This is a genomic window from uncultured Candidatus Puniceispirillum sp. (assembly GCF_963979125.1).
In the GTDB taxonomy this organism is placed as follows: Bacteria; Pseudomonadota; Alphaproteobacteria; order Puniceispirillales; family Puniceispirillaceae; genus Puniceispirillum.
In genome coordinates, this window is sequence record NZ_CAXBVX010000035.1 from 1 (window position 1) to 18,828 (window position 18,828).

Here is an 18,828-nt window from a genome sequence, read left to right on the forward strand (position 1 = left end):
AGCAAATCACGCGCTAAAGCCAATAACTTTCTCCGATCATCCGCTAGCCATTTGTCATTGATTGAATAGAATTTGTCCATCCATGGTTTTGTATCGGCAGCGGCAAAGGTGTTGGCATCAGGTGTCACACAAATTTGACCGCCACATAGTTCACGAGCCAGATGCATCATTTTGGGCAAATTAGATAACGCATGGACACGGCCAGAGAATAGCAATGACTGATTCGGCATCAGCAATCCATTTGGGCTGGTTTCAGCAGTAGCAATCGCTGCGGTCAAAAAGGCATTAATACCTTCACGCCATACAGCCAGCTCGGATAGTTTTTCTTGAACAGCTTGCTGTTTTTCAAGGCCAGTTTGCTTAACGTTCCACAAAGCAGCCCCAATGATCAGATCAGCATAGGATAATGTGCGTTGAACATAGGGAAAAGCCGAATAGCGATGCAGAGTAGCGCGGATAAAGCTGGCCGCCTTTGTATGCTGATAAAACAGAACGTCTTCCCAGGGTACCAGCACATTGTCCAGAATCATCAATGTGTCAATTTCGTCAAATTTATTGGCCAATGGGTAATCTTCCTGATTGGCGCGTGGGCATCCGCCGCTGGCTCCTGCAAAACCTGATCGGCATATATGTTTGACGCCGGGCGCATCCATTTTGACAATACAGCCTAGCGCATAATCGGATAGTTCGGCATCACCCCAATTGGCAATTGTCGGTTTCAGAAAGGCCTGATTCGAATAAGCGGCGGCGGTTTCAAATTTGGCACCACGAATAATAATACCCGCATCGGTTTCTTTGACCACATGCACCAGCATATCCGGGTCTTGATCCTGTGGTGCCTTTGACCGATCACCTTTCGGGTCTGTATTGGCGGACACATGGAACGGATCATTCTTGATGGCCTGATGAATATGACGTTCAATGTTTTCAGCAAAGCGCGCATCTATCTCGTTTAATATGTCCTTGCCATCCCAAAGCGACCACATTTCACCAATTGTTTCATCACCAACGCGGGTAACAACACCACCTAAATTATGTGTCACAAGATCGACCGCGTCACGTTTGTCCTGCCAGTCTTTTTGTTCATAGGGCAAGCGCAGACCAATGGCGAAACTTTCACCATTCTCTTTGTAAGTCATGGCATTTTTGGTTTTGGCGTCATGCTGCATGTCATAAATATAGGCACGCGCATCAACTGCTGGTTTGATTTGTGGATGTTTACATGGATCTTTGACGCGTTCACCATTAATCCATACTTCACGGCCATCGCGTAATGAGTCACGATATTCTTCACCTGTTCTAATCATTACAAATCACTTTCATTAATATATTTATGATACTGATATTATTTATTTAATCTAAATTTAAAAATTGTTCATATAAGCCGTGCCGGAACCACAACCATCAACCAATTAATAAACGCTAAGCCAAGCCGTTGATTAGTTAAAATACATTTTTTTTTGTTTATCTATAGTCTTATGCTATCTTTGCGCTATGCACCGATTTACCTTACGTCAGCTTGAATATTTTGTTGCCTGTGTTGATAGTGGATCAATTGCAGGTGCGGCGGCCAGCCTGAACGTATCTCAACCCACAGTTTCCATTGCGATTAGCAAGCTTGAAGATCAGCTAGGTATGCAATTATTGCTTCGGCATCACGCGCAGGGTGTTTCAGTGACAGCAGGGGCTTTACGTTTTGTTCAGTCTGCACGTAGCCTGCTATCCCACGCAAGTGATGTGCAACGTGAAGCGATGATGATAAGTGATGATATTGAAAGTGACGATATCAGCGGCGTTCTGAAGTTGGGAAGTTTTGTGACGTTAGCACCTTCGGTTTTACCAGGTTTGATAAAGCAGTTTCATAAGAACTATGCGGGCGTTAAGCTCGATTTGCAGGAGGGTACACAGGAAAAGCTTGTTGAGGGTTTGTATTCAGGTAATCTGGAAATAGCTTTGTTGTACGATCTGGAATTACCAGAAGATATACATAGAGTGGAATTAGCCGAGTTATCGCCTTATGTGCTGTTGCCAGCCAATCATAGATTAGCTGATCTGCATGAAATCGATCTTGTTGAACTGGCGACAGAGCCGATGATCCTGTTTGATGTTCAGCCCAGCCGTGAGTTTTTTATTGGCTTGTTAAAATCTATGGGTGTAACCCCAGATATTGCCTATACAACATCGTCACTTGAGTTGGTGCGAGGTATGGTGGGGCGCGGGCTTGGCTATTCGCTTCTTGTTACCCGCCCAAAAGGTGATCTGACTTATGAGGGGGCAAAGCTTATTGCCTGTCCAATCAAAAACAACATCATTAAAAGCCGGATTGTCATAGCCAGTCTTGAAAATCTGCGCCCAACACGAATTATGTCTAGGTTTGAGGCCGTTGCGCAGGCTTATTTTGCCAACTGGAAATGAGTGGTCACAACTCTATTAAATGTCAGATTCAGCGATCAGGATATATGTTTTGCGCATTGGTTCATGAATTGTCCACTCGCCTGTCCAGCCTATTGGTAATATCAGCATATCACCTGCACCAATATCACGCTTGCCTCCGCCATCAGCATTCACAACTGATGCACTGCCAGATAAAACATGACAAATTTCAGCAGATTTAGTTCGGTCGGCTGTAAAGCGACCAATCGTACAATCCCAGATGCCAATTTTGGTTAGGCCATCAAGTGACTCCCATAGTGGCACCAGTGCTTCGGTTTGGCCTTTGGTTAATGTTGTTGGTTTTGGTGCAAATTCTCCAGCTGGAATTTCACTCAAATCGCCAAAGCTTTCCAGATTGATCATGATAACCTCGTTTTTGTTTTTTGGCATAGTGATCTGAACAAGATGTTTTGCCAACCCAAAAGCGGTCAAAGTTGATGGATATGTGACGAAATCAACTTGGCGGTTGTAACCTTGGCATTTCTGGATATTGTCACCTTACATAATTCCTTTACCGATTGTGGTCATATGAATGTGATCTGGTTCAAATTATAGGTTAAAATAAGGAGTGGCAAAATGGCCATGAAAGTCTATCTTTCTGGGGAAATCCATACTGACTGGCGCGAGCAAATAATCACAGGAGCAGCAGGTCTTGATGTGACCTTTTCAAGCCCGGTGACTGACCATGCCGCCAGTGACGATTGTGGGGTGGCTATATTGGGTGCCGAGACAGACAAATATTGGCATGACCATAAAGGTGCGATGGTCAACGCGATCCGCACGCGTATAGCTATTCAGGATGCTGATATCGTGGTTGTGCGGTTTGGCGAGAAATACAAGCAGTGGAATGCTGCATTTGATGCTGGCTACGCTGCTGCGCTTGGTAAATCACTGATTATCGTTCATGGTGAAGACCATCAACACGCCTTAAAGGAAGTCGATGCTGCGGCTCTTGCCGTTACCGAAGATCCAAAGGCAGTTGCCGATATTTTGCGGTATGTGCTGACACAACAGCTTCCAGGTTAACATTCAGATGCTGATCCAACATATTTTTGAAATAACCCTTTATGACTGACCGGTCGTCATTGTTCAGCGCGACTGACAAATCTGCTGTATCGAAAGGCATCTTTCAGATTTGCCTAGCTATGCTGATTATTCCGGCTATCGATGTCTGTGCCAAAACGCTAGGTCGAAGTTTTGACCCTATTCAGGTCACATTTTTCCGGTTCTTCATGCAGATATGTCTATTAATGCCATTAGTGATCTATAACCGTCTGTGGGTTATTCCGCCTGGCACTTTGGCCATACAATGTATGCGCGGCATCACGCTTATGATTGCTACATTCTGTTTTTTCTGGGCAATTCAGCATCTGCCATTGGCTGAAGCGATTGCAATCTTCTTCGTGCAACCACTCATTTTGACAGGTTTATCGGTTCTCATGCTGGGTGAAACGATCCGCATGCGCCGTATTTTTGCAATTATTTTTGGTTTGATCGGGGCGATGATGGTCTTGCAGCCAAGCTTTGTGATCTTTGGTTGGCCAGCCTTATTGCCCCTTGTGTCGGCTGTATCGATGGCCTTTTATATGATACTAACTAGCCGCATTTCATCGGTTGCGCATCCTTTTCAGATGCAGTTGGTTGTAGGGCTGGTTGCCGTCATTGTACTGGGCCTAATTATGATTTTAGGGCACTTTGCGGGCATTCCAGGTACAGATTTTTTGATTCCAAATACTGGTCATTTTAAATGGATTATTGGAATGGGAATAGCCTCGACCATAGGTCATATCTTTATCGTCTTTTCAACACAGAATGCTCCCGCTAGTGTATTAGCACCATTTCAATATGTTGAAATCGTTACGGCCGCCTTGTTTGGCTATCTATTCTTTAATGATATGCCCGCCGATACGACCTTTGTTGGAACATTTATCATTATTGCAAGTGGAGTTTATTTGTTCCACCGTGAACGTGTTGTAGCGAGGGAAATGGCAAAATACCAAGGTTGGGAATAATAGATGCGTGATAAAGACCAAAACTTTAATGACGATGCTAACGCTAACAGCATGATGGAAAATTTATACTGGTGGGGTATCCCATCTTTATTTCGCGCCCCAATTCATGCAACAGCAGATGGTTTGGATATTGCCCTAGTGGGAGTTCCGCATTCGACAGGTAATGGGACAACCGAACGTGATCAGCACCTTGGGCCACGTGCTGTAAGGCATGTGTCAGCGAATATGCGGCGAGCTCATATGCGCTATGGCTTTTACCCTCTGGAAACGGGAGTAATCGGTGATATTGGTGATGTGCCACTTCCTGAAGCGAACAATAACGAAGCATGCATTCGAGATATTACTGCCTTTTATCGCAAAATTGATGCAACAGGCGCACGGCCAGTATCAATTGGTGGCGATCATTCGGTGACGGGTGGCATTTTACGAGCTTTAGCGGGTGCCGAAGCCAACCTGACCAAAGGTGAAAAGGTCGCTTTGCTTCACCTTGATGCCCATACAGATACGTTTGAAGGGTTGGATCATTTTTTAGGAGCAAAGGATAGTGCAGCTCATTGGGCAAGTTATCTTGTTCATGAAGGGTTTGTTGACGCCAGCCGGAGTCTGCAGATTGGTTTGCGTGGCAATGCGCGCCGGCTTGATTGGCTGGAGCCAAGTCACAGGCTTGGCTATAATGTTATTACGATGGATCAATATCGTTTAATGAAGATTGATGATGTTTGCACGAAAATTCGTAACGTTTTAGGCGATATGCCGGTTTATATCACGTTTGATTTGGATTGCCTTGACGCTACTGTCGCGCCCGGTGTTTCTAATATTGAACCGGGCGTTGCTGGTTTTGGGATTGATGAGGCGATAAGATTAATCCAGTCCGTCAAAGGGCTAAACGTTATTGGTGGTGATGTAGTGTGTTTGATGCCAACCAAAGACAACCCCAACAATATAACAAGTATGGTTGCAAGTGCGGTTGCTTATGAAATTCTTAGCCAGATTGCCTGGTATAATGCTGGTAAAGACACAGTCAGATCAACGTCATGAAAGTGGGCTTGATTGGTGTAGGTGCTTTAGGGTCTCTGTTTGGAGGCGCTTTGGCTAAAGCCTGTTATGACGTGACTTTGGTTATCCGAAATGAAGAGCATCGTAATGCAATATGCGCAGGCGGATTGAAAATGGTGCTTGATACAAGTGACTCCATAGTCAATGTACCTGTAATCGCACCAACCGAACCGCATGACCCTTTTGATGTGATGTTTGTATTCACCAAGACTGGCGCAACAGTCGCAGCCATTAACGCAGTATTGCATATGATTGCTGATTCAACATGTCTAATCAGTGTGCAGAACGGGCTTGGCAATCATGACGTGTTGGCTAGGTTTGTCGGCTATGAACGGGTGATATATGGAACAACAACAGCGCCTGCAGATTTGATTGGTCCCGGGCATGTTGCATCACATGGGCAACATCTGACACAGATTAACGCGGCGCGGGAAGATAGTGCCAAGATCGCGATGCAACTGGCCGAGATGTTATGCACAGCTGATATTCCCGCGGTGGTTAACAACGAAATCGATCAAGTGATCTGGAGTAAGGTCGCGTTTAACACAGCTATGAATGCCATTTGTGCATTGGTCATAGGCACGCCTGGGACGATTGCTGACTCAGAACATCTCAGCAATCTTGCACGTGCAGTGGTGATGGAAAGCTGTGCGGTCGCTCATGCAGATGGTGTTGCTATTGATCCGCAGAATGTTTTGGCGATTGTCGAAATGGCTGGACGTGAGCACCGAACGCATAAACCATCGATGGTTCGTGATGTGATAGCGATGCGCCGAACCGAGATTGACGCGCTTAACGGGGCTATTGTTGCACTTGGCAAAAAACATAATATACCGACACCGTTGAATGAAGCTCTATTGGCGCTGATTAAAGGTGTTGAAGCGCAATATGAAAAAAATCACTAGATAATAGCCCCGCATGGAGGTCATAGTGATTGAAGTAATTTTCCTGTTTTGGAGGTTTTAATGCAATCAGTGGCACTTGACGTAACCTATCCGGAAACACCGAACGGTATGAGTGAAGCTGAATGGCATGCTCGGGTTGATTTGGCTGCCTGTTACCGTTTAACGCATTTTTATGGTTGGACCAGTGTTGTCTATAATCATATCACTTTACGGATACCAGACACTGATACATTTCTTATAAATCCTTTTGGGCTGACATATGATGAAATCACTGCATCAAATCTGGTGCGTATCGATTTGGATGGCAACAAGCTGGATAATAATGATGCGCCCATCAATATGGCTGGTTATTTAATACATTCGGCTGTTCATCGCGCGCGACCGAATGATTTACATTGTGTCATGCATACGCATGAACCAATCAGTCAGGCAATGTCGGCAATCAATGCAGAAGCCATTCCTCTGGTTCAGGAAGGATGCCAACTTTTTGAGCGTGTTGGCTATCATGATTTTGAGGGGATTGTTTTAAATGCTGATGAGCAGGATCGTTTAAAATCTGCTTTAGGCGATAAAAACCATACATTGTTATTGAAAAATCATGGTCTTTTAACAGCTGGCCCATTAGCCATATGGGCATTTGTCAGGCATCAGGTGTTTATACGCAATTCGGATGTCCAGTTACGGGCAATGGCATCAGGTGCCGAGATCAGCTATATTCCTGACGATGTGATGCGGCATACACGTCAACAGTTCGAAGGTGGAAGCGCACAAGGTGGTGCAAAGGTGCGCCACCCAGAATGGCCAGCTTTTTGGCGTATGCTTGACCGCATTGACCCGGACTGGAAAAGCTGACCAGTGACAAATCAAACTTCTATGCGCCAAGCTATAAAATAGCTGAAGTCACTCTAAACAAAACGGTTAACGATATTTTCAAGATATTCCTGTTTGCCGGATACCGGTTGTGGGTTGATATCGTTAGCAAGCACTTTGTCGGCCAGACTGTCAAGCCCATGATGGCCATCCATGATTTCGGCACCAAAATCAGATTCCCACCCAGCATAGCGATCAACAAGATGCTGTTGCAAACTTCCATCTTCAAGCATGGCGGCGGCGGCCTTTAGGCCACGAGCGCAGACATCCATACCACCAATATGCGCCAATAGAAGGTCCTGGGGATCAAGTGATTGACGACGGAGCTTGGCATCAAAATTTGTTCCTCCGTTTTCAAATCCGCCATGTCCTAGTATTTGATAATAGGCAAGGGCTACCTCTGGCACATTGTTAGGGAATTGGTCAGTATCCCACCCTGATTGATAATCATTTCGGTTCATATCTATCGAGCCAAAAATGCCCAATGCATTGGCAAGTGCCAACTCATGTTCAAAGCTATGTCCGGCCAAAATTGCGTGCCCCTGTTCGATGTTGACTTTGATCTCGGCATCAAGGCCATAACGTTTTAGAAATCCATAAACAGTGGCAACGTCAAAATCATATTGATGTTTTGTTGGTTCCTGCGGTTTTGGTTCGATCAAGATAGTGCCGTCAAAGCCGATCTTATGCTTGTAGTCCACAACCATATTCAGGAATCTGCCCATCTGATCCATTTCATGATCAATCGCTGTGTTGAGCAGGGTTTCATATCCTTCACGGCCACCCCATAGCACATAATTAGCCCCACCAAGTTGTTTAGTAGAATCAAGGCAGGTCTTTACTGTAGCTGCAGCAAAGGCAAAAACATCAGGGTCAGGGTTCGTGGCACCACCACTCATATAGCGGCGATCTGAAAAAAGATTGGCAGTTCCCCAAAGTAGTTTGACATTAGTTTCTTCCATTTTTCCCTGGAAATAGTCGGTTATTTCTTGCAGATTTCGCGTGTTTTCAGCAAAGTTAGCCCCTTCAGGACGAACATCAGCATCGTGAAAACAGAAAAATGGCGTGCCAAGCAGGCTGAACATATCAAACGCGACATCTGCTTTCAGCTTTGCTGCGTCCATAGCATCACCTTTGGTACCATTCCATTGTGATGCAAACCATGGCCGTTCAAAGGTTTCGCCGCCAAATGGGTCGTTGCCTGGCCATACGAAATTGTGCCAGTAGCAGATCGCAAAACGCAGCTGATCCTCCATGCGTTTACCAAACACCATTTCATCTGGATTATAATGTTTAAAGGCAAAAGGATTTGTGCTGTCAGAACCTTCAAAACTAATTTTCTGATCTAGTCCAAAAAATGAAGTGTTCATAATGATGTGGTTTCCTCGTGTAATCTTGGTTGCGCTTTATATTGCTTATTACAGATTAAAGTATTGGCTTGATCGCTGTATAGAGTTGTTGCCAATGGTGTCGGCGATCCCCTAGTGCATCTCGTATTGCTGAATCAGGGCTAATCGTTTCAATAATATCAGGTTTGCGTAAAATAATGTCAGTATCACCAGATGTATGGGGTTTGCTGGCTAGCAAACCGAGCCGTGCTGCACCAAGAGCTGCACCAAAATCACCATCTTCTGGGATGACGATGTCACATCTTGTCACAGCAGCAATCAATGACAACCAATAACGACTTTTAGCCCCACCGCCTGTCGCAAGTAGTTGGCTAGGGCGTTTATCAGCCGCGGCAAGGACATCGACTGCATCAGCCATTGCAAAGGCGACGCCTTCAAGAACAGCCCGGGTCATATCGACACGGTCATCACCACGTGAAATGCCAAAAAAACCGCCACGCGCTGTCGCGTCATTATGTGGTGTTCGTTCGCCAGACAGATAAGGATGAAACAGCATATTCGACGGGCAAAAAGCACTTTTTTCTATTGTATCCATGAGACCGGCAACCGGAGTATTAGATATTTCTGACAACCAGTTCAAACAATCAGTTGCGGCAAGAATGACGCCCATCTGGTGCCATGTATTGGGTAGAGCATGACAAAATGCGTGCGCCCCATCTGAATGGGCAGGGGCGAAGCTTTCAGTGACACTGAAAACGACTCCAGATGTGCCAAGTGATAAAAAGGCATCTCCCGGATTTGTAACGCCAAGACCACAGGCTGCCGATGCATTATCGCCACCGCCACCAGCTATCGTCACAGAGTTTTTGATGCCCCATTTATGCGCAATGTCAGGCCGGAGTTGGCCTGCTGGTGCACTGCCTTCGGCCAGCTCAGGCATGTGCTCGATTGACAGGCCGCAAGGGGCTAACAAGGTAGGTGACCAAGAGCGTGCCGCAACATCAAGCCACAAGGTTCCTGCGCTATCCGACATGTCTGAAATTTTTTCACCCGACATTAGAAATCGGATGTAATCCTTAGGTAATAGTATAGTAGCTACCTTGGCAAATAATTCAGGCTCATGTCTTGCCATCCACAAAGCCTTTGGGGCTGTAAAGCCAGGCATAACCGCATTGCCACCAATTTTACGATAGTCTGGATGTTCATCATCAAGTTCTGCCGCTTCGGCTGCATTGCGTGTGTCATTCCACAAGATCGCGGGACGAAGAACACTATCATTTTTATCTAGCGCGACCATCCCATGCATCTGACCTGAAAGACCTATGCCACGCACATTTGCCATCGCATTAGCATGGTCACGTGATAGTGTCATAGCTGTATCATTAACGGCGTTCCACCAGTCAGATGGTGATTGTTCTGACCAACCGGGAAGAGGGCGCACTACGTCAATTGAGGCCGACGAACTGGCCAATATTTTGCCGTCTGAGTCAATAAGTAAAGCCTTAACGCCCGATGTGCCGATATCAAACCCTAAAAACATTGCTTTTCCTCACTCATACTTCGTCGAGCATTCTGTCTATCTATAAGCGCAAAATCAAGTCTGTGAAGCATATGGATCACAGCTACATGCGAAGGTGGTTTTTCTTGCCAACGGCTATTTGCTTGTCTAATCACAAAGCCATGTTTTCTATATAACCAAGTGAGGTTGATTATGTCAGTACGAATTGCTGTTTTGGGCGCTGGGCGCATTGGACAAGTGCATGCGCGCGCTGTTGCTGGACATGATGCAGCAGTTTTGGTTGCAGTTTCTGATCCAATTGTGGCAGCAGCAGATGCAATCGCGGATCATTATGGATGTGATGTTCGCATGATTGACGAAATCGCATCCAGTGATGACGTTGATGGCGTAATTATCTGCACTCCTACCGATACACATGCTGACCTGATTGAACAATTTGCACGCTGCGGAAAAGCAATCTTTTGTGAAAAGCCAATTGATCTTAGCGTTGATCGTGTGCGTGCGTGTCTTGACGTTGTGAATGAAGCCAAAGCTGTTCTAATGGTTGGTTTTAACCGTCGATTTGATCCCCATTTTGCGGCTCTTAAGATGGCTATCAATAACGGAGATATAGGTGCTTCTGAAATGGCGGTTATTACCTCACGTGATCCCGGGGCACCGCCAGTTGATTATATAAAACGTTCAGGCGGAATCTTTCGTGATATGACGATACATGATTTTGACATGGCCGTTTTTCTGATGGATGAAATGCCTATCACTATTCAAGCCAGTGGTTCAGTTTTAGTCGATCCAGCGATTGGTGATGCTGGTGATTATGACAGCGCATCGGTGATAATGACAATGGAATCAGGCAAGCAAGTGACTATTTCCAACTCTCGCCGTGCGACCTATGGTTATGACCAGCGAATCGAGGTGCATGGATCAAAAGGAATGGTTGCGGCAGAAAATCAGCGTCCTATATCAATCGAAGTGGCCAATGAAACGGGATATACGCGCCCACCATTACATGATTTTTTCATGACCCGCTATATTGATGCCTATGCGCATGAAATCACTGCTTTTGTCGATTGCATAGTTAATGGCAAACCAGCCAGCCCTGATGGACTGGACGGATTAAACGCATTGCGCATTGCTGATGCAGCATTGTTATCTGCACAGACAGGTCAGGCTATTCATCTATAGAACCGGTTTGCCGATCGGTGGCGTTTATACGTTAGCCCAGCTGCCAGACATGGCTGATCGATCAACAGCGTCCATGACTTGTTCAATCACTAATGCCGAATCAAAATCAGGCCATATTTTTTCGCCCGTTTCAATCGCAGTTAATAGATCGTGCAATTCGCATATCTTGACATCCATATAGCCAAGGCTATGTCCGCCATTAGGTAAAAAGGCCGAATAAGGTGCATGATGCGGGCCAGTCAAGATAGTACGAAAACCGTCAGTTGCTGGATCATCCTGTTGGGTGAATAACTGAAGCTCATTAAGGCGTTCTTGATCAAAGGTGATTGTACCTTTTGTGCCTTGAACTTCCCAACGAAGCCCGCATTTTCTTCCCCAAGTCACGCGGCTTGCACCTATATGCCCATGGACTCCATTTTGGAAATGAACCAAAGCGGACACCATATCGTCATTATCAACTGTCAAAGTTGCTTTAGCGTTGTTTGGGTCACTTCGCTCTTTATGAACTATGGCGTAATCGCCAACCACTTTGGAAATTGTTGATCCGGTGAGGTAATGTGCGACACTGATAACATGGCACAACACATCGCCATTGGCACCAGTGCCGGATTGATCGCGTGACATACGCCATGACCATGGGCGCATACCATCGGCTTCATTATCAACGTCATAACGGCAGAAAAACCCAGCAACATCGCCAATAACACCGCTTTCAATAAGACGACGTGCATGTGTTACGGCAGGATTCTTAGTATAATTATAGCCAACTATCGTTTTGCCTGAGCTGTTTTTAGCGGCGGCGGCCATTGCCGCGCTATCGTCAAGATTTGTTGACATTGGTTTTTCGCACCATACATGCTTGCCAGCATTCAGCGCTGCAATCGCAATTTCAGCATGTGTGTCATTAGGTGTGCAAACTGAAATCAGGTCAACCGAGTCATCATTGACAACATCACGCCAGTCTGCGCTGTAACGTGAAAACCCCAAATCGGTCGCACGTTGACTGGCGCGTTCAGGGCTCAGATCACAAACAATTTCAAGTTTTGGTCGAAGTCCGGTGCCAAAAACCGAAGCAGATGCACTGTAAGCGATCGAATGCGCTTTACCCATAAAGCCTGTTCCAATTACGCCAATTCCAATTGGTTTCATGATTCTGCTCCAATAATTATGCCCCCTAGCTTGGGTGCGTGTGTTTTTTGATAGTGATCCAGACGCCTGATACACTTTTTATTTTGTGCTGGAAATAGCATTTAATTGAGCCTGTAAATAGAATAAACTTTGTCTTTTTAAAAAAAGCAAAATATTTGTTCTAAAAATATCTTTACTTTCGATCTCGTAAAAGTTTTTATTGGTTTGCCAATCAGCTGTCTTTGGTTGGCTAAACTTATGGGAGTGAAAAAATGAAAAAAATTGTAATGGCTGTTTCAGCCATGATGATGATAGCTGGTGCTGCTCAGGCAGAACGCTATGTAATGGTCACACACGGTGAAGGTAAAGATCCTTTCTGGCCGGTTGTCCAAAAAGGTGGTGAAGATGCTGCACGTCACGTAGGTGCGGATTTCGAATATATCTTCAATCCATCAGGCGACATGGGTGATATGGCAAAATCAATCACTGCAGCCGCGGCTACACAGCCAGATGGTATTGTAGTGTCTTTGCCAGATCCAGATGCGCTTGGTCAGGCTATCAAAGACGCCGTTGCAGCTGGTATTCCTGTTGTAACTATGAATTCTGGTCTTGAGTCATCAAAAGAAGTTGGTGCACTTATGCACGTTGGTCAGCCTGAGTATCTTGCTGGTCAGTCAGCTGGTAACCGTGCGAAAGCCGAAGGTGCTACTAAAGGTCTTTGCTTCATTCAGGAAGCTTATAACACTGCATTGAATGATCGTTGTAACGGTTATGGCGAAGCTGTTCCTATCAAGTTGGTTGACAGCTCGAATGACCCAGCAACAATCCCAACACGTGCGGCTGCTGGTCTTCAGGCAAACCCTGATATCGACGCTGTTCTGTCTGTTGGTCCTCACGTTTGTGTAGGTGTTCAGCAGGCTATTGATGAGCTTGGTATGTCTGTTCACCATTCATGCTTTGACCTTAGCCCACCAGTTATGGATATGATCAATGCTGGTAAAGTTAAGTACACAATTGATCAGCAGCAGCGTTTGCAGGGTTACATGCCTATCATTGTAATGCATCTGTACAACAATGGTGCAGGTCTGCTTCCTGGTGCTAACATCCCGTCAGGCCCAGGCTTTGTGGATAAGTCAAACGCATCATCTGTGGCTGCTCTTGCAGGCGTAGACAGATAGGTTTGGAATAAATTGAGGATGGGTAGCGTTTTGCTACCCATCTTTTTATTTGATGGGGAAAAAAATGAACGCGTCCGTATCTCAACGGCAAGAATCTGACCGCCACGACCAAAAAAATTGGTTTAAGGCACTTTTTTCAAGACCCGAAATTGGCCCGGTTGGGGTCATGTTATTGCTTTTTGGCATGTTGGGATATTTTTCAATCCCAGCGGGTGAATTTTCTTTAAATCCTTTTGCAGGCGAAGGTTTTAACGCGCTTGGCATTCGAAATAATTTAAGAGTTATCTCGCAACTTGCGATTATTGCGCTGGGTGCTGGTTTGTTGATTGTTGCAGGTGAGTTCGATCTGTCGATTGGATCAATGATCGGCTTTGCTGGTGCCTGTATGGCGATGATCCTACGATGGGGTTTCTCGATTATCATCCCTTATATATCTTTTGAGGGTGGTGTTCATATCGAGTTTTATACGCTCATACATATATCGGATGTGTCACCCATTGGCGCACTTTTGATAACTCTCTGTTTTACTTTGTTTTTTGGTTGGATTCAGGGGTATATTGTAGTTAAATCTGGGTTGCCATCTTTTATTGTAACGCTTGGCGGTTTGTTTTTCTTAAGAGGACTGACCGAGGTTTCTTTGCGTTCATTTAACCATAGGCCGGATCAGATTAAAGGTGCCACAACAGTCACTGAGATACCGGATATAAAAAATATCATAGATTTGCCTGGTCATGGTGAAATTGAACGGGCAGCAGCAAAGGCATTGCCAGAATCTGATTTGACTCAACTTATCAGTACGTTACCGGCCGATACGATTGCTAAAATCTCTGAGCGCCTTGAATATACCTATCAGCGTGTTGCGGATGCAAAAACAGAATTGATGTTGTCCAAAGGTGTCAAACCATTAGAACGCGCGTTGGAAAATGCCCTTGAATCAGGCAACGAATTTATGGCCAAGACGATTCAGGATAAAATTGCTACCTTCAAAGTTGATCCTGTGGTGCCAAAGTCGGTCACTGATGCAGATATTGCTCGGGTTTATATCGACAGTATTAGCTCGGCAAGGCCTGTGGCTAATTTCTTTGGTGGTGATATTTTGCAACCATTATTTGATTGGTTGTATTTTCCAGTTGATTGGAATGTAAATAATTTTGGCAACCAGTTTGCTCAGGGACTTTACTCCTGTGTGATGATCTGCCTGATTATGTCATTGATTTGCTATTTTGTGCTTAGCAAGACGCAGGCCGGAAACTGGATATATTCGACTGGTGGTAACATTACAGCAGCTAAAGCCAATGGTGTTCCGACCAATAAAGTCAAAATATCATTGTTTATCTTTTCGGCTTTTTGCGCCACGATTTTTGCTGCATGCCAAGTGTTCGAAGTGAATACTGCAGATGCGGCCAAAGGTAATCTGAAAGAGTTGGAAGCAATTGCGGCCGCTGTTATTGGTGGCATTGTAATGACTGGCGGATTTGGAACTGTCGTTGGAATCATTGTTGGTGCCTTTATCTTTGGTATAGCCAAAGAAGCATTTTTCTACATTCCGGGAATTGACGGCTCATTCTATCGCGTGTTCCTAGGTCTTGTGATTGTGGCATCGGCATTATTGAATGAAAATATACGAAAACGAATAATGGGGACCATTTAACATGGCAAAGTCAACGATAAAGCCACTGATCGAAACCAAAGACTTGGTTAAAAAATTTGGTGCTTTCACGGCGTTAAATGGTGTTTCCCTTGAGGTTTATCCAGGAGAGGTTCATGCACTGCTTGGTGACAATGGTGCGGGTAAATCGACTTTAATCAAATTGCTTTCGGGCGTTTTTGCACCCAATAGCGGTAGTATTTATGTCGAAGGCAAGGAAGTCAGCTTTGCCTCTCCGCGTAATGCGAGTGATGCAGGTATTGGAACTGTTTATCAGGATTTGGCACTGAACCCTCTGGCTTCGGTGACGCGCAATTTTTTTCTAGGGCGTGAGATAACCCATTTCGGCGGTCCGTTTGGATTAATGAAAATGAAGGAAATGCATCAAATTGCGATAGAAGAAATGGCCAAGATAGGCATTAATATTGCTGACCCTGAACAGTCCGTTGGCACCATGTCCGGTGGACAGCGGCAGACACTTGCTATTGCGCGCGCGATTTATTTTGGCGCCAAGGTTTTGATTCTTGATGAGCCAACATCGGCACTTGGTCAAAAACAGCAAATGGAAGTGCTGAAAACCATCCGACGGGTTCAAAAACTGGGCGATATCGCTATCATTCTGATTACGCATAATGAAATTCATGCTCGTTTGATTGCTGACCGCTTTACCTTTTTGTCACTTGGCGAAGTGATTGGTAGTGGCATGTCAGAAGATCTTGCCGGTGATGATATCAAGCGTTTGATGGCTGGTGGTGCCGAAATTGGAGATTTGGCAAAAGAGCTTGCTGTCTAGCAAGGTCATAACAAAGGGTAGGGGATGAATGTGGAAATGAGTGGGGAGACTGCGAACATTGTTACGGTTCCCCCGCAAACCTATGATGGCTTGATTAAACTAATCACAGCTAATCATGACCATATGTCAAAGCGCCTTCGTGATATTGCACGATTTGCACTTGCCAACCCCGAAAAAATGGCTCTCGACACTCTTGCGGAACTTGCCGAAAGTGCTGACTCGAATCCTTCAACAATGGTTCGTTTTGCCAAACAACTTGGTTATAAAGGGTTTTCACAGCTTCAACATGTATTTCGCGACCGCTTGCGGGGAAACTGGTCAAGCTATGAAAGTCGTTTAACCGACTTAAATGAGTCTTCATCAGAAGATATTCTTGATTCAATCGCTATGTCGGCTGCGCGATCAGCAATGGCCATGCGAGAAAGTCTAGTTAAAGCTGATGCCAGAGCTGCAGCTAGGCGCATTGCTAAGGCTGATATTGTGTGGTTGGCAGGGGCTGGGCGAACTGAAGGCGTTGCAATATATCTATCTTATATGTTGACCCGTATCGGTATTATGAATCGGCTCATTTCCGTGTCGCCATCACAATCATTACAGGAATTCAATTTGGCGGGTAAAAATGATGTTCTGTGCGCATTTAGCTTTATGCCCTATAGCGATGTTACAATTGCTTTAGTAGATGCCGCGTATCGTCGCGAACTTGATTGCATCTGCATCACCGATACTGAAGTGAGCCCGCTTAATCACGGCACGCGTCTATTTTTGAAGGAAGAAGATTATGCCAGTTTCCGGTCGCTGACGGCATCGATGACCATCGCCCAATATTTGGCAATAGAGGCGGGTATTTTAAAAAGATCAATGAATGCTTGATTGCTTGCTTGATGATTTAAAAATTTCACTATAAGGTTTTTGGAATATTTATTTCGTTTGTTGTTTATTTATGTGAAAGCCATTTGGTTCAACATATCTATATTTCGAATTAAACCGAATGACCTGTATGGCTTTGATATGTCAAAGTTCTACCTCAACTAAGAGTTAAAAATGCCAAACACAGCCTCGCTAGAACCTAAACTTGATGTTATTTGCATTGGCCGTTCGTCGGTTGATTTGTATGGAAGTCAGGTTGGTGGTCGGCTTGAAGATATGGCTGGTTTTGCCAAATATATTGGCGGTAGTCCTACAAATATTAGTATTGGAGCTGCCCGACTTGGCTTGAAATCGGCTGTCATTACGCGTGTTGGCGATGAACATATGGGGCGTTTTATTCGCGAGCAGCTTGTTGCAGAAGGCGTTGATGTTTCAGGTGTTATTACTGACCCTAATCGCCTGACGGCTCTGGTGCTTCTGGGTATCCGTGATAATGAGCAGTTTCCGCTGATCTTTTATCGTGAAGATTGCGCTGACATGGGGCTTGTCGAGGATGAAATTGATCCCGCTTTCATTGCCTCTGCGCGTGCTGTGCTGGTCACAGGCACTCATTTTTCAACGCCACAGGTTGCCGCGGCAAGTATGAAAGCTATTAGGTTAGCTCATGAAGCTAATCGTAAAGTTGCTTTTGATATAGATTATCGTCCAAATTTGTGGGCGTTGGGTGGGCATAATGATGGCGAGAGTCGTTTTGTGGAAAGTGCTTATGTGACCGAACATTTGCGTCCAATCCTATCTGAATGTGATTTGATCGTCGGCACTGAGGAGGAATGGCATATTGCTGGCGGCTCCACCGATACATTAACGGCTTTGGCATCGGTACGATCATTTAGCGACGCGACAATGGTTTGTAAACGTGGTGCGCTTGGGTGCACTGTATTTGCGGGTAAAAATGATAACGTAGATACAAATGAGTCGACTCAAATCACCAGCTGGGACGCTGGCATAACCGTGCCTGTTCAGAAAATTGAAGTTTTTAATGTGCTGGGTGCTGGGGATGGCTTTATGGCTGGCTTTCTTCGAGGCTGGTTGCGAGGTGAGCCGCTGGCAACGGCGGCATCTTATGCGAATGGTTGCGGTGCGTTAGCTGTATCTCGGCATGGATGCGCGCCTGCTTATCCCTCATTTGAAGAATTGTCACATCTGCTAACGAACGGAAGCCCGGAATTTGCATTGCGGAAAGATGCCAAGCTCAGTCAATTACATTGGGCAACGACGCGCCGCCGTCGCTGGCACAAGCTAGCGGCATTTGCCTTTGATCATCGTCACCAATTTGTTGCTATGGCCAAAAAGCATGGCCGTGATGAAGCCGCTATTGATGATTTTAAGTTATTAGCGCTCGATGCTGCCTCTAGGGTGATGCAGGAAGCTGGTGATGAAGGCTCAAGGACAATGGGTATTCTGGTTGATGATCGTCTTGGGCGTACGTCTCTACATAAAGCTTCTGATCTTGATTGTTGGATTGGCCGTCCGATTGAGGAATCAGGCGTGTTCCCTTTGTCGCTTGAAGAAGCACCTGACATTGGCTCAAGGTTGGCGCAATGGCCGACAAACCATTGTGTCAAAGTTCTACTTCCTTATCGCACTGATGACCCGGCTGACATGATTGCTGACCATGAGAAGTTGATTGTTCAGCTTTTTGATGCTTGCCAACAGACAAACCATGAAATGTTGCTGGAAATTATAACCGCACGACCTGATAAGCCAACAGCCGACGATCAGGTTTCACAAATTATTGAACGAATGTATCAATTAGGTGTGTTTCCGGATTGGTGGAAACTGGAGCCAGTTGATAACCCCACATTCTGGGTACAATGTGGAGATGTTG

At 45.4% G+C, this 18,828-nt stretch carries 17 protein-coding genes; 12 read left to right on the forward strand and 5 right to left on the reverse strand.

Annotated elements, in window-relative coordinates; all coding sequences use genetic code 11:
* On the reverse strand, positions 1-1,307 hold a 1,307-nt coding region (locus tag ABNT28_RS05215), incomplete at its 3' end, for a 4-hydroxyphenylacetate 3-hydroxylase N-terminal domain-containing protein (RefSeq protein WP_348721127.1).
* Positions 1,308-1,494: 187 nt separating this feature from the next.
* On the opposite strand from ABNT28_RS05215, the gene ABNT28_RS05220 reads away from it, so the two are divergent.
* A complete protein-coding gene (locus ABNT28_RS05220) occupies positions 1,495-2,415 on the forward strand; it encodes a LysR substrate-binding domain-containing protein (RefSeq protein WP_332923568.1) in 921 nt (306 codons plus the stop codon).
* A 15-nt stretch (positions 2,416-2,430) separates the two neighbouring features.
* Here the strand turns inward: ABNT28_RS05220 and ABNT28_RS05225 are convergent, their stop codons facing one another.
* Entirely contained in the window at positions 2,431-2,796 is a 366-nt protein-coding gene (locus ABNT28_RS05225) for a cupin domain-containing protein (protein WP_348721128.1), read from the reverse strand.
* A gap of 213 nt (positions 2,797-3,009) precedes the next feature.
* On the opposite strand from ABNT28_RS05225, the gene ABNT28_RS05230 reads away from it, so the two are divergent.
* Genes ABNT28_RS05230 through ABNT28_RS05250 form a run of 5 tightly spaced genes read left to right on the forward strand, consistent with a single transcriptional unit; the run spans position 3,010 to position 7,258 of the window.
* On the forward strand, positions 3,010-3,459 hold the full coding sequence (locus tag ABNT28_RS05230) for a YtoQ family protein (protein WP_332923567.1): 450 nt from the start codon (positions 3,010-3,012) through the stop codon (positions 3,457-3,459).
* 41 nt (positions 3,460-3,500) lie between these two features.
* Entirely contained in the window at positions 3,501-4,445 is a 945-nt protein-coding gene (locus ABNT28_RS05235) for an EamA family transporter (RefSeq protein WP_332923566.1), read from the forward strand.
* Positions 4,446-4,448: 3 nt separating this feature from the next.
* A complete protein-coding gene (locus tag ABNT28_RS05240; RefSeq protein WP_332923565.1) occupies positions 4,449-5,483 on the forward strand; it encodes an arginase family protein in 1,035 nt (344 codons plus the stop codon).
* The gene (locus ABNT28_RS05245; protein ID WP_332923564.1) at positions 5,480-6,406 is read left to right on the forward strand and encodes a 2-dehydropantoate 2-reductase; all 927 of its coding nucleotides are present in this window, start codon (positions 5,480-5,482) and stop codon (positions 6,404-6,406) included. Before ABNT28_RS05240 ends, ABNT28_RS05245 begins: the two co-directional genes overlap by 4 nt.
* A 60-nt stretch (positions 6,407-6,466) precedes the next feature.
* Positions 6,467-7,258, forward strand: coding sequence for a class II aldolase/adducin family protein (locus ABNT28_RS05250; RefSeq protein ID WP_332923563.1), 792 nt, complete (start codon positions 6,467-6,469; stop codon positions 7,256-7,258).
* A gap of 53 nt (positions 7,259-7,311) precedes the next feature.
* On the opposite strand, the gene xylA is transcribed toward ABNT28_RS05250, so the two are convergent.
* A complete protein-coding gene (xylA, locus tag ABNT28_RS05255) occupies positions 7,312-8,646 on the reverse strand; it encodes a xylose isomerase (protein WP_332923562.1) in 1,335 nt (444 codons plus the stop codon).
* A 55-nt stretch (positions 8,647-8,701) separates the two neighbouring features.
* Positions 8,702-10,165 carry a xylulokinase gene (gene xylB / locus ABNT28_RS05260; RefSeq protein ID WP_348721129.1) on the reverse strand — a complete coding sequence of 488 codons (1,464 nt, stop codon included), beginning with the start codon at positions 10,163-10,165 and terminating at the stop codon, positions 8,702-8,704.
* A 171-nt stretch (positions 10,166-10,336) separates the two neighbouring features.
* On the opposite strand from xylB, the gene iolG reads away from it, so the two are divergent.
* Positions 10,337-11,326, forward strand: a complete 990-nt coding sequence (iolG, locus tag ABNT28_RS05265; RefSeq protein ID WP_332924900.1) for an inositol 2-dehydrogenase — start codon at positions 10,337-10,339, stop codon at positions 11,324-11,326.
* Positions 11,327-11,350: 24 nt separating this feature from the next.
* On the opposite strand, the gene ABNT28_RS05270 is transcribed toward iolG, so the two are convergent.
* Positions 11,351-12,475: a Gfo/Idh/MocA family oxidoreductase gene (locus ABNT28_RS05270; RefSeq protein ID WP_332924899.1), complete on the reverse strand. Its 1,125-nt coding sequence runs from the start codon at positions 12,473-12,475 to the stop codon at positions 11,351-11,353.
* Positions 12,476-12,726: 251 nt separating this feature from the next.
* Between ABNT28_RS05270 and ABNT28_RS05275 the strand changes: the two genes are divergently transcribed.
* From ABNT28_RS05275 to iolC, 5 genes are all read left to right on the forward strand, one after another.
* A complete protein-coding gene (locus ABNT28_RS05275; RefSeq protein ID WP_332924898.1) occupies positions 12,727-13,632 on the forward strand; it encodes a sugar ABC transporter substrate-binding protein in 906 nt (301 codons plus the stop codon).
* A 166-nt stretch (positions 13,633-13,798) separates the two neighbouring features.
* Positions 13,799-15,283 (forward strand): ABC transporter permease, encoded by a 1,485-nt coding sequence (locus ABNT28_RS05280; RefSeq protein WP_332924897.1) that lies wholly within the window; start codon positions 13,799-13,801, stop codon positions 15,281-15,283.
* A gap of 1 nt (position 15,284) precedes the next feature.
* On the forward strand, positions 15,285-16,073 hold the full coding sequence (locus ABNT28_RS05285) for an ATP-binding cassette domain-containing protein (protein ID WP_332924896.1): 789 nt from the start codon (positions 15,285-15,287) through the stop codon (positions 16,071-16,073).
* Positions 16,074-16,109: 36 nt separating this feature from the next.
* Positions 16,110-16,943, forward strand: coding sequence for a MurR/RpiR family transcriptional regulator (locus tag ABNT28_RS05290; protein ID WP_348721130.1), 834 nt, complete (start codon positions 16,110-16,112; stop codon positions 16,941-16,943).
* A 171-nt stretch (positions 16,944-17,114) separates the two neighbouring features.
* The coding region (gene iolC, locus ABNT28_RS05295) for a 5-dehydro-2-deoxygluconokinase (RefSeq protein WP_348721131.1) at positions 17,115-18,828 on the forward strand (1,714 nt) is incomplete at its 3' end.

Excerpts from the sequence above, each read along its gene's own strand:
- ABNT28_RS05250 (WP_332923563.1), top strand. The coding sequence starts at position 6,467 with ATGCAATCAGTGGCACTTGACGTAACCTATCCGGAAACACCGAACGGT.
- ABNT28_RS05230 (WP_332923567.1), top strand. The coding sequence starts at position 3,010 with ATGGCCATGAAAGTCTATCTTTCTGGGGAAATCCATACTGACTGGCGC.
- ABNT28_RS05275 (WP_332924898.1), top strand. The coding sequence starts at position 12,727 with ATGAAAAAAATTGTAATGGCTGTTTCAGCCATGATGATGATAGCTGGT.
- ABNT28_RS05240 (WP_332923565.1), top strand. The coding sequence starts at position 4,449 with ATGCGTGATAAAGACCAAAACTTTAATGACGATGCTAACGCTAACAGC.
- iolG (WP_332924900.1), top strand. The coding sequence starts at position 10,337 with ATGTCAGTACGAATTGCTGTTTTGGGCGCTGGGCGCATTGGACAAGTG.
- ABNT28_RS05220 (WP_332923568.1), top strand. The coding sequence starts at position 1,495 with ATGCACCGATTTACCTTACGTCAGCTTGAATATTTTGTTGCCTGTGTT.
- ABNT28_RS05270 (WP_332924899.1), bottom strand. The coding sequence starts at position 12,475 with ATGAAACCAATTGGAATTGGCGTAATTGGAACAGGCTTTATGGGTAAA.
- ABNT28_RS05235 (WP_332923566.1), top strand. The coding sequence starts at position 3,501 with ATGACTGACCGGTCGTCATTGTTCAGCGCGACTGACAAATCTGCTGTA.
- xylA (WP_332923562.1), bottom strand. The coding sequence starts at position 8,646 with ATGAACACTTCATTTTTTGGACTAGATCAGAAAATTAGTTTTGAAGGT.
- ABNT28_RS05285 (WP_332924896.1), top strand. The coding sequence starts at position 15,285 with ATGGCAAAGTCAACGATAAAGCCACTGATCGAAACCAAAGACTTGGTT.
- ABNT28_RS05280 (WP_332924897.1), top strand. The coding sequence starts at position 13,799 with ATGTTATTGCTTTTTGGCATGTTGGGATATTTTTCAATCCCAGCGGGT.
- xylB (WP_348721129.1), bottom strand. The coding sequence starts at position 10,165 with ATGTTTTTAGGGTTTGATATCGGCACATCGGGCGTTAAGGCTTTACTT.
- ABNT28_RS05245 (WP_332923564.1), top strand. The coding sequence starts at position 5,480 with ATGAAAGTGGGCTTGATTGGTGTAGGTGCTTTAGGGTCTCTGTTTGGA.
- ABNT28_RS05225 (WP_348721128.1), bottom strand. The coding sequence starts at position 2,796 with ATGATCAATCTGGAAAGCTTTGGCGATTTGAGTGAAATTCCAGCTGGA.
- ABNT28_RS05290 (WP_348721130.1), top strand. The coding sequence starts at position 16,110 with ATGAGTGGGGAGACTGCGAACATTGTTACGGTTCCCCCGCAAACCTAT.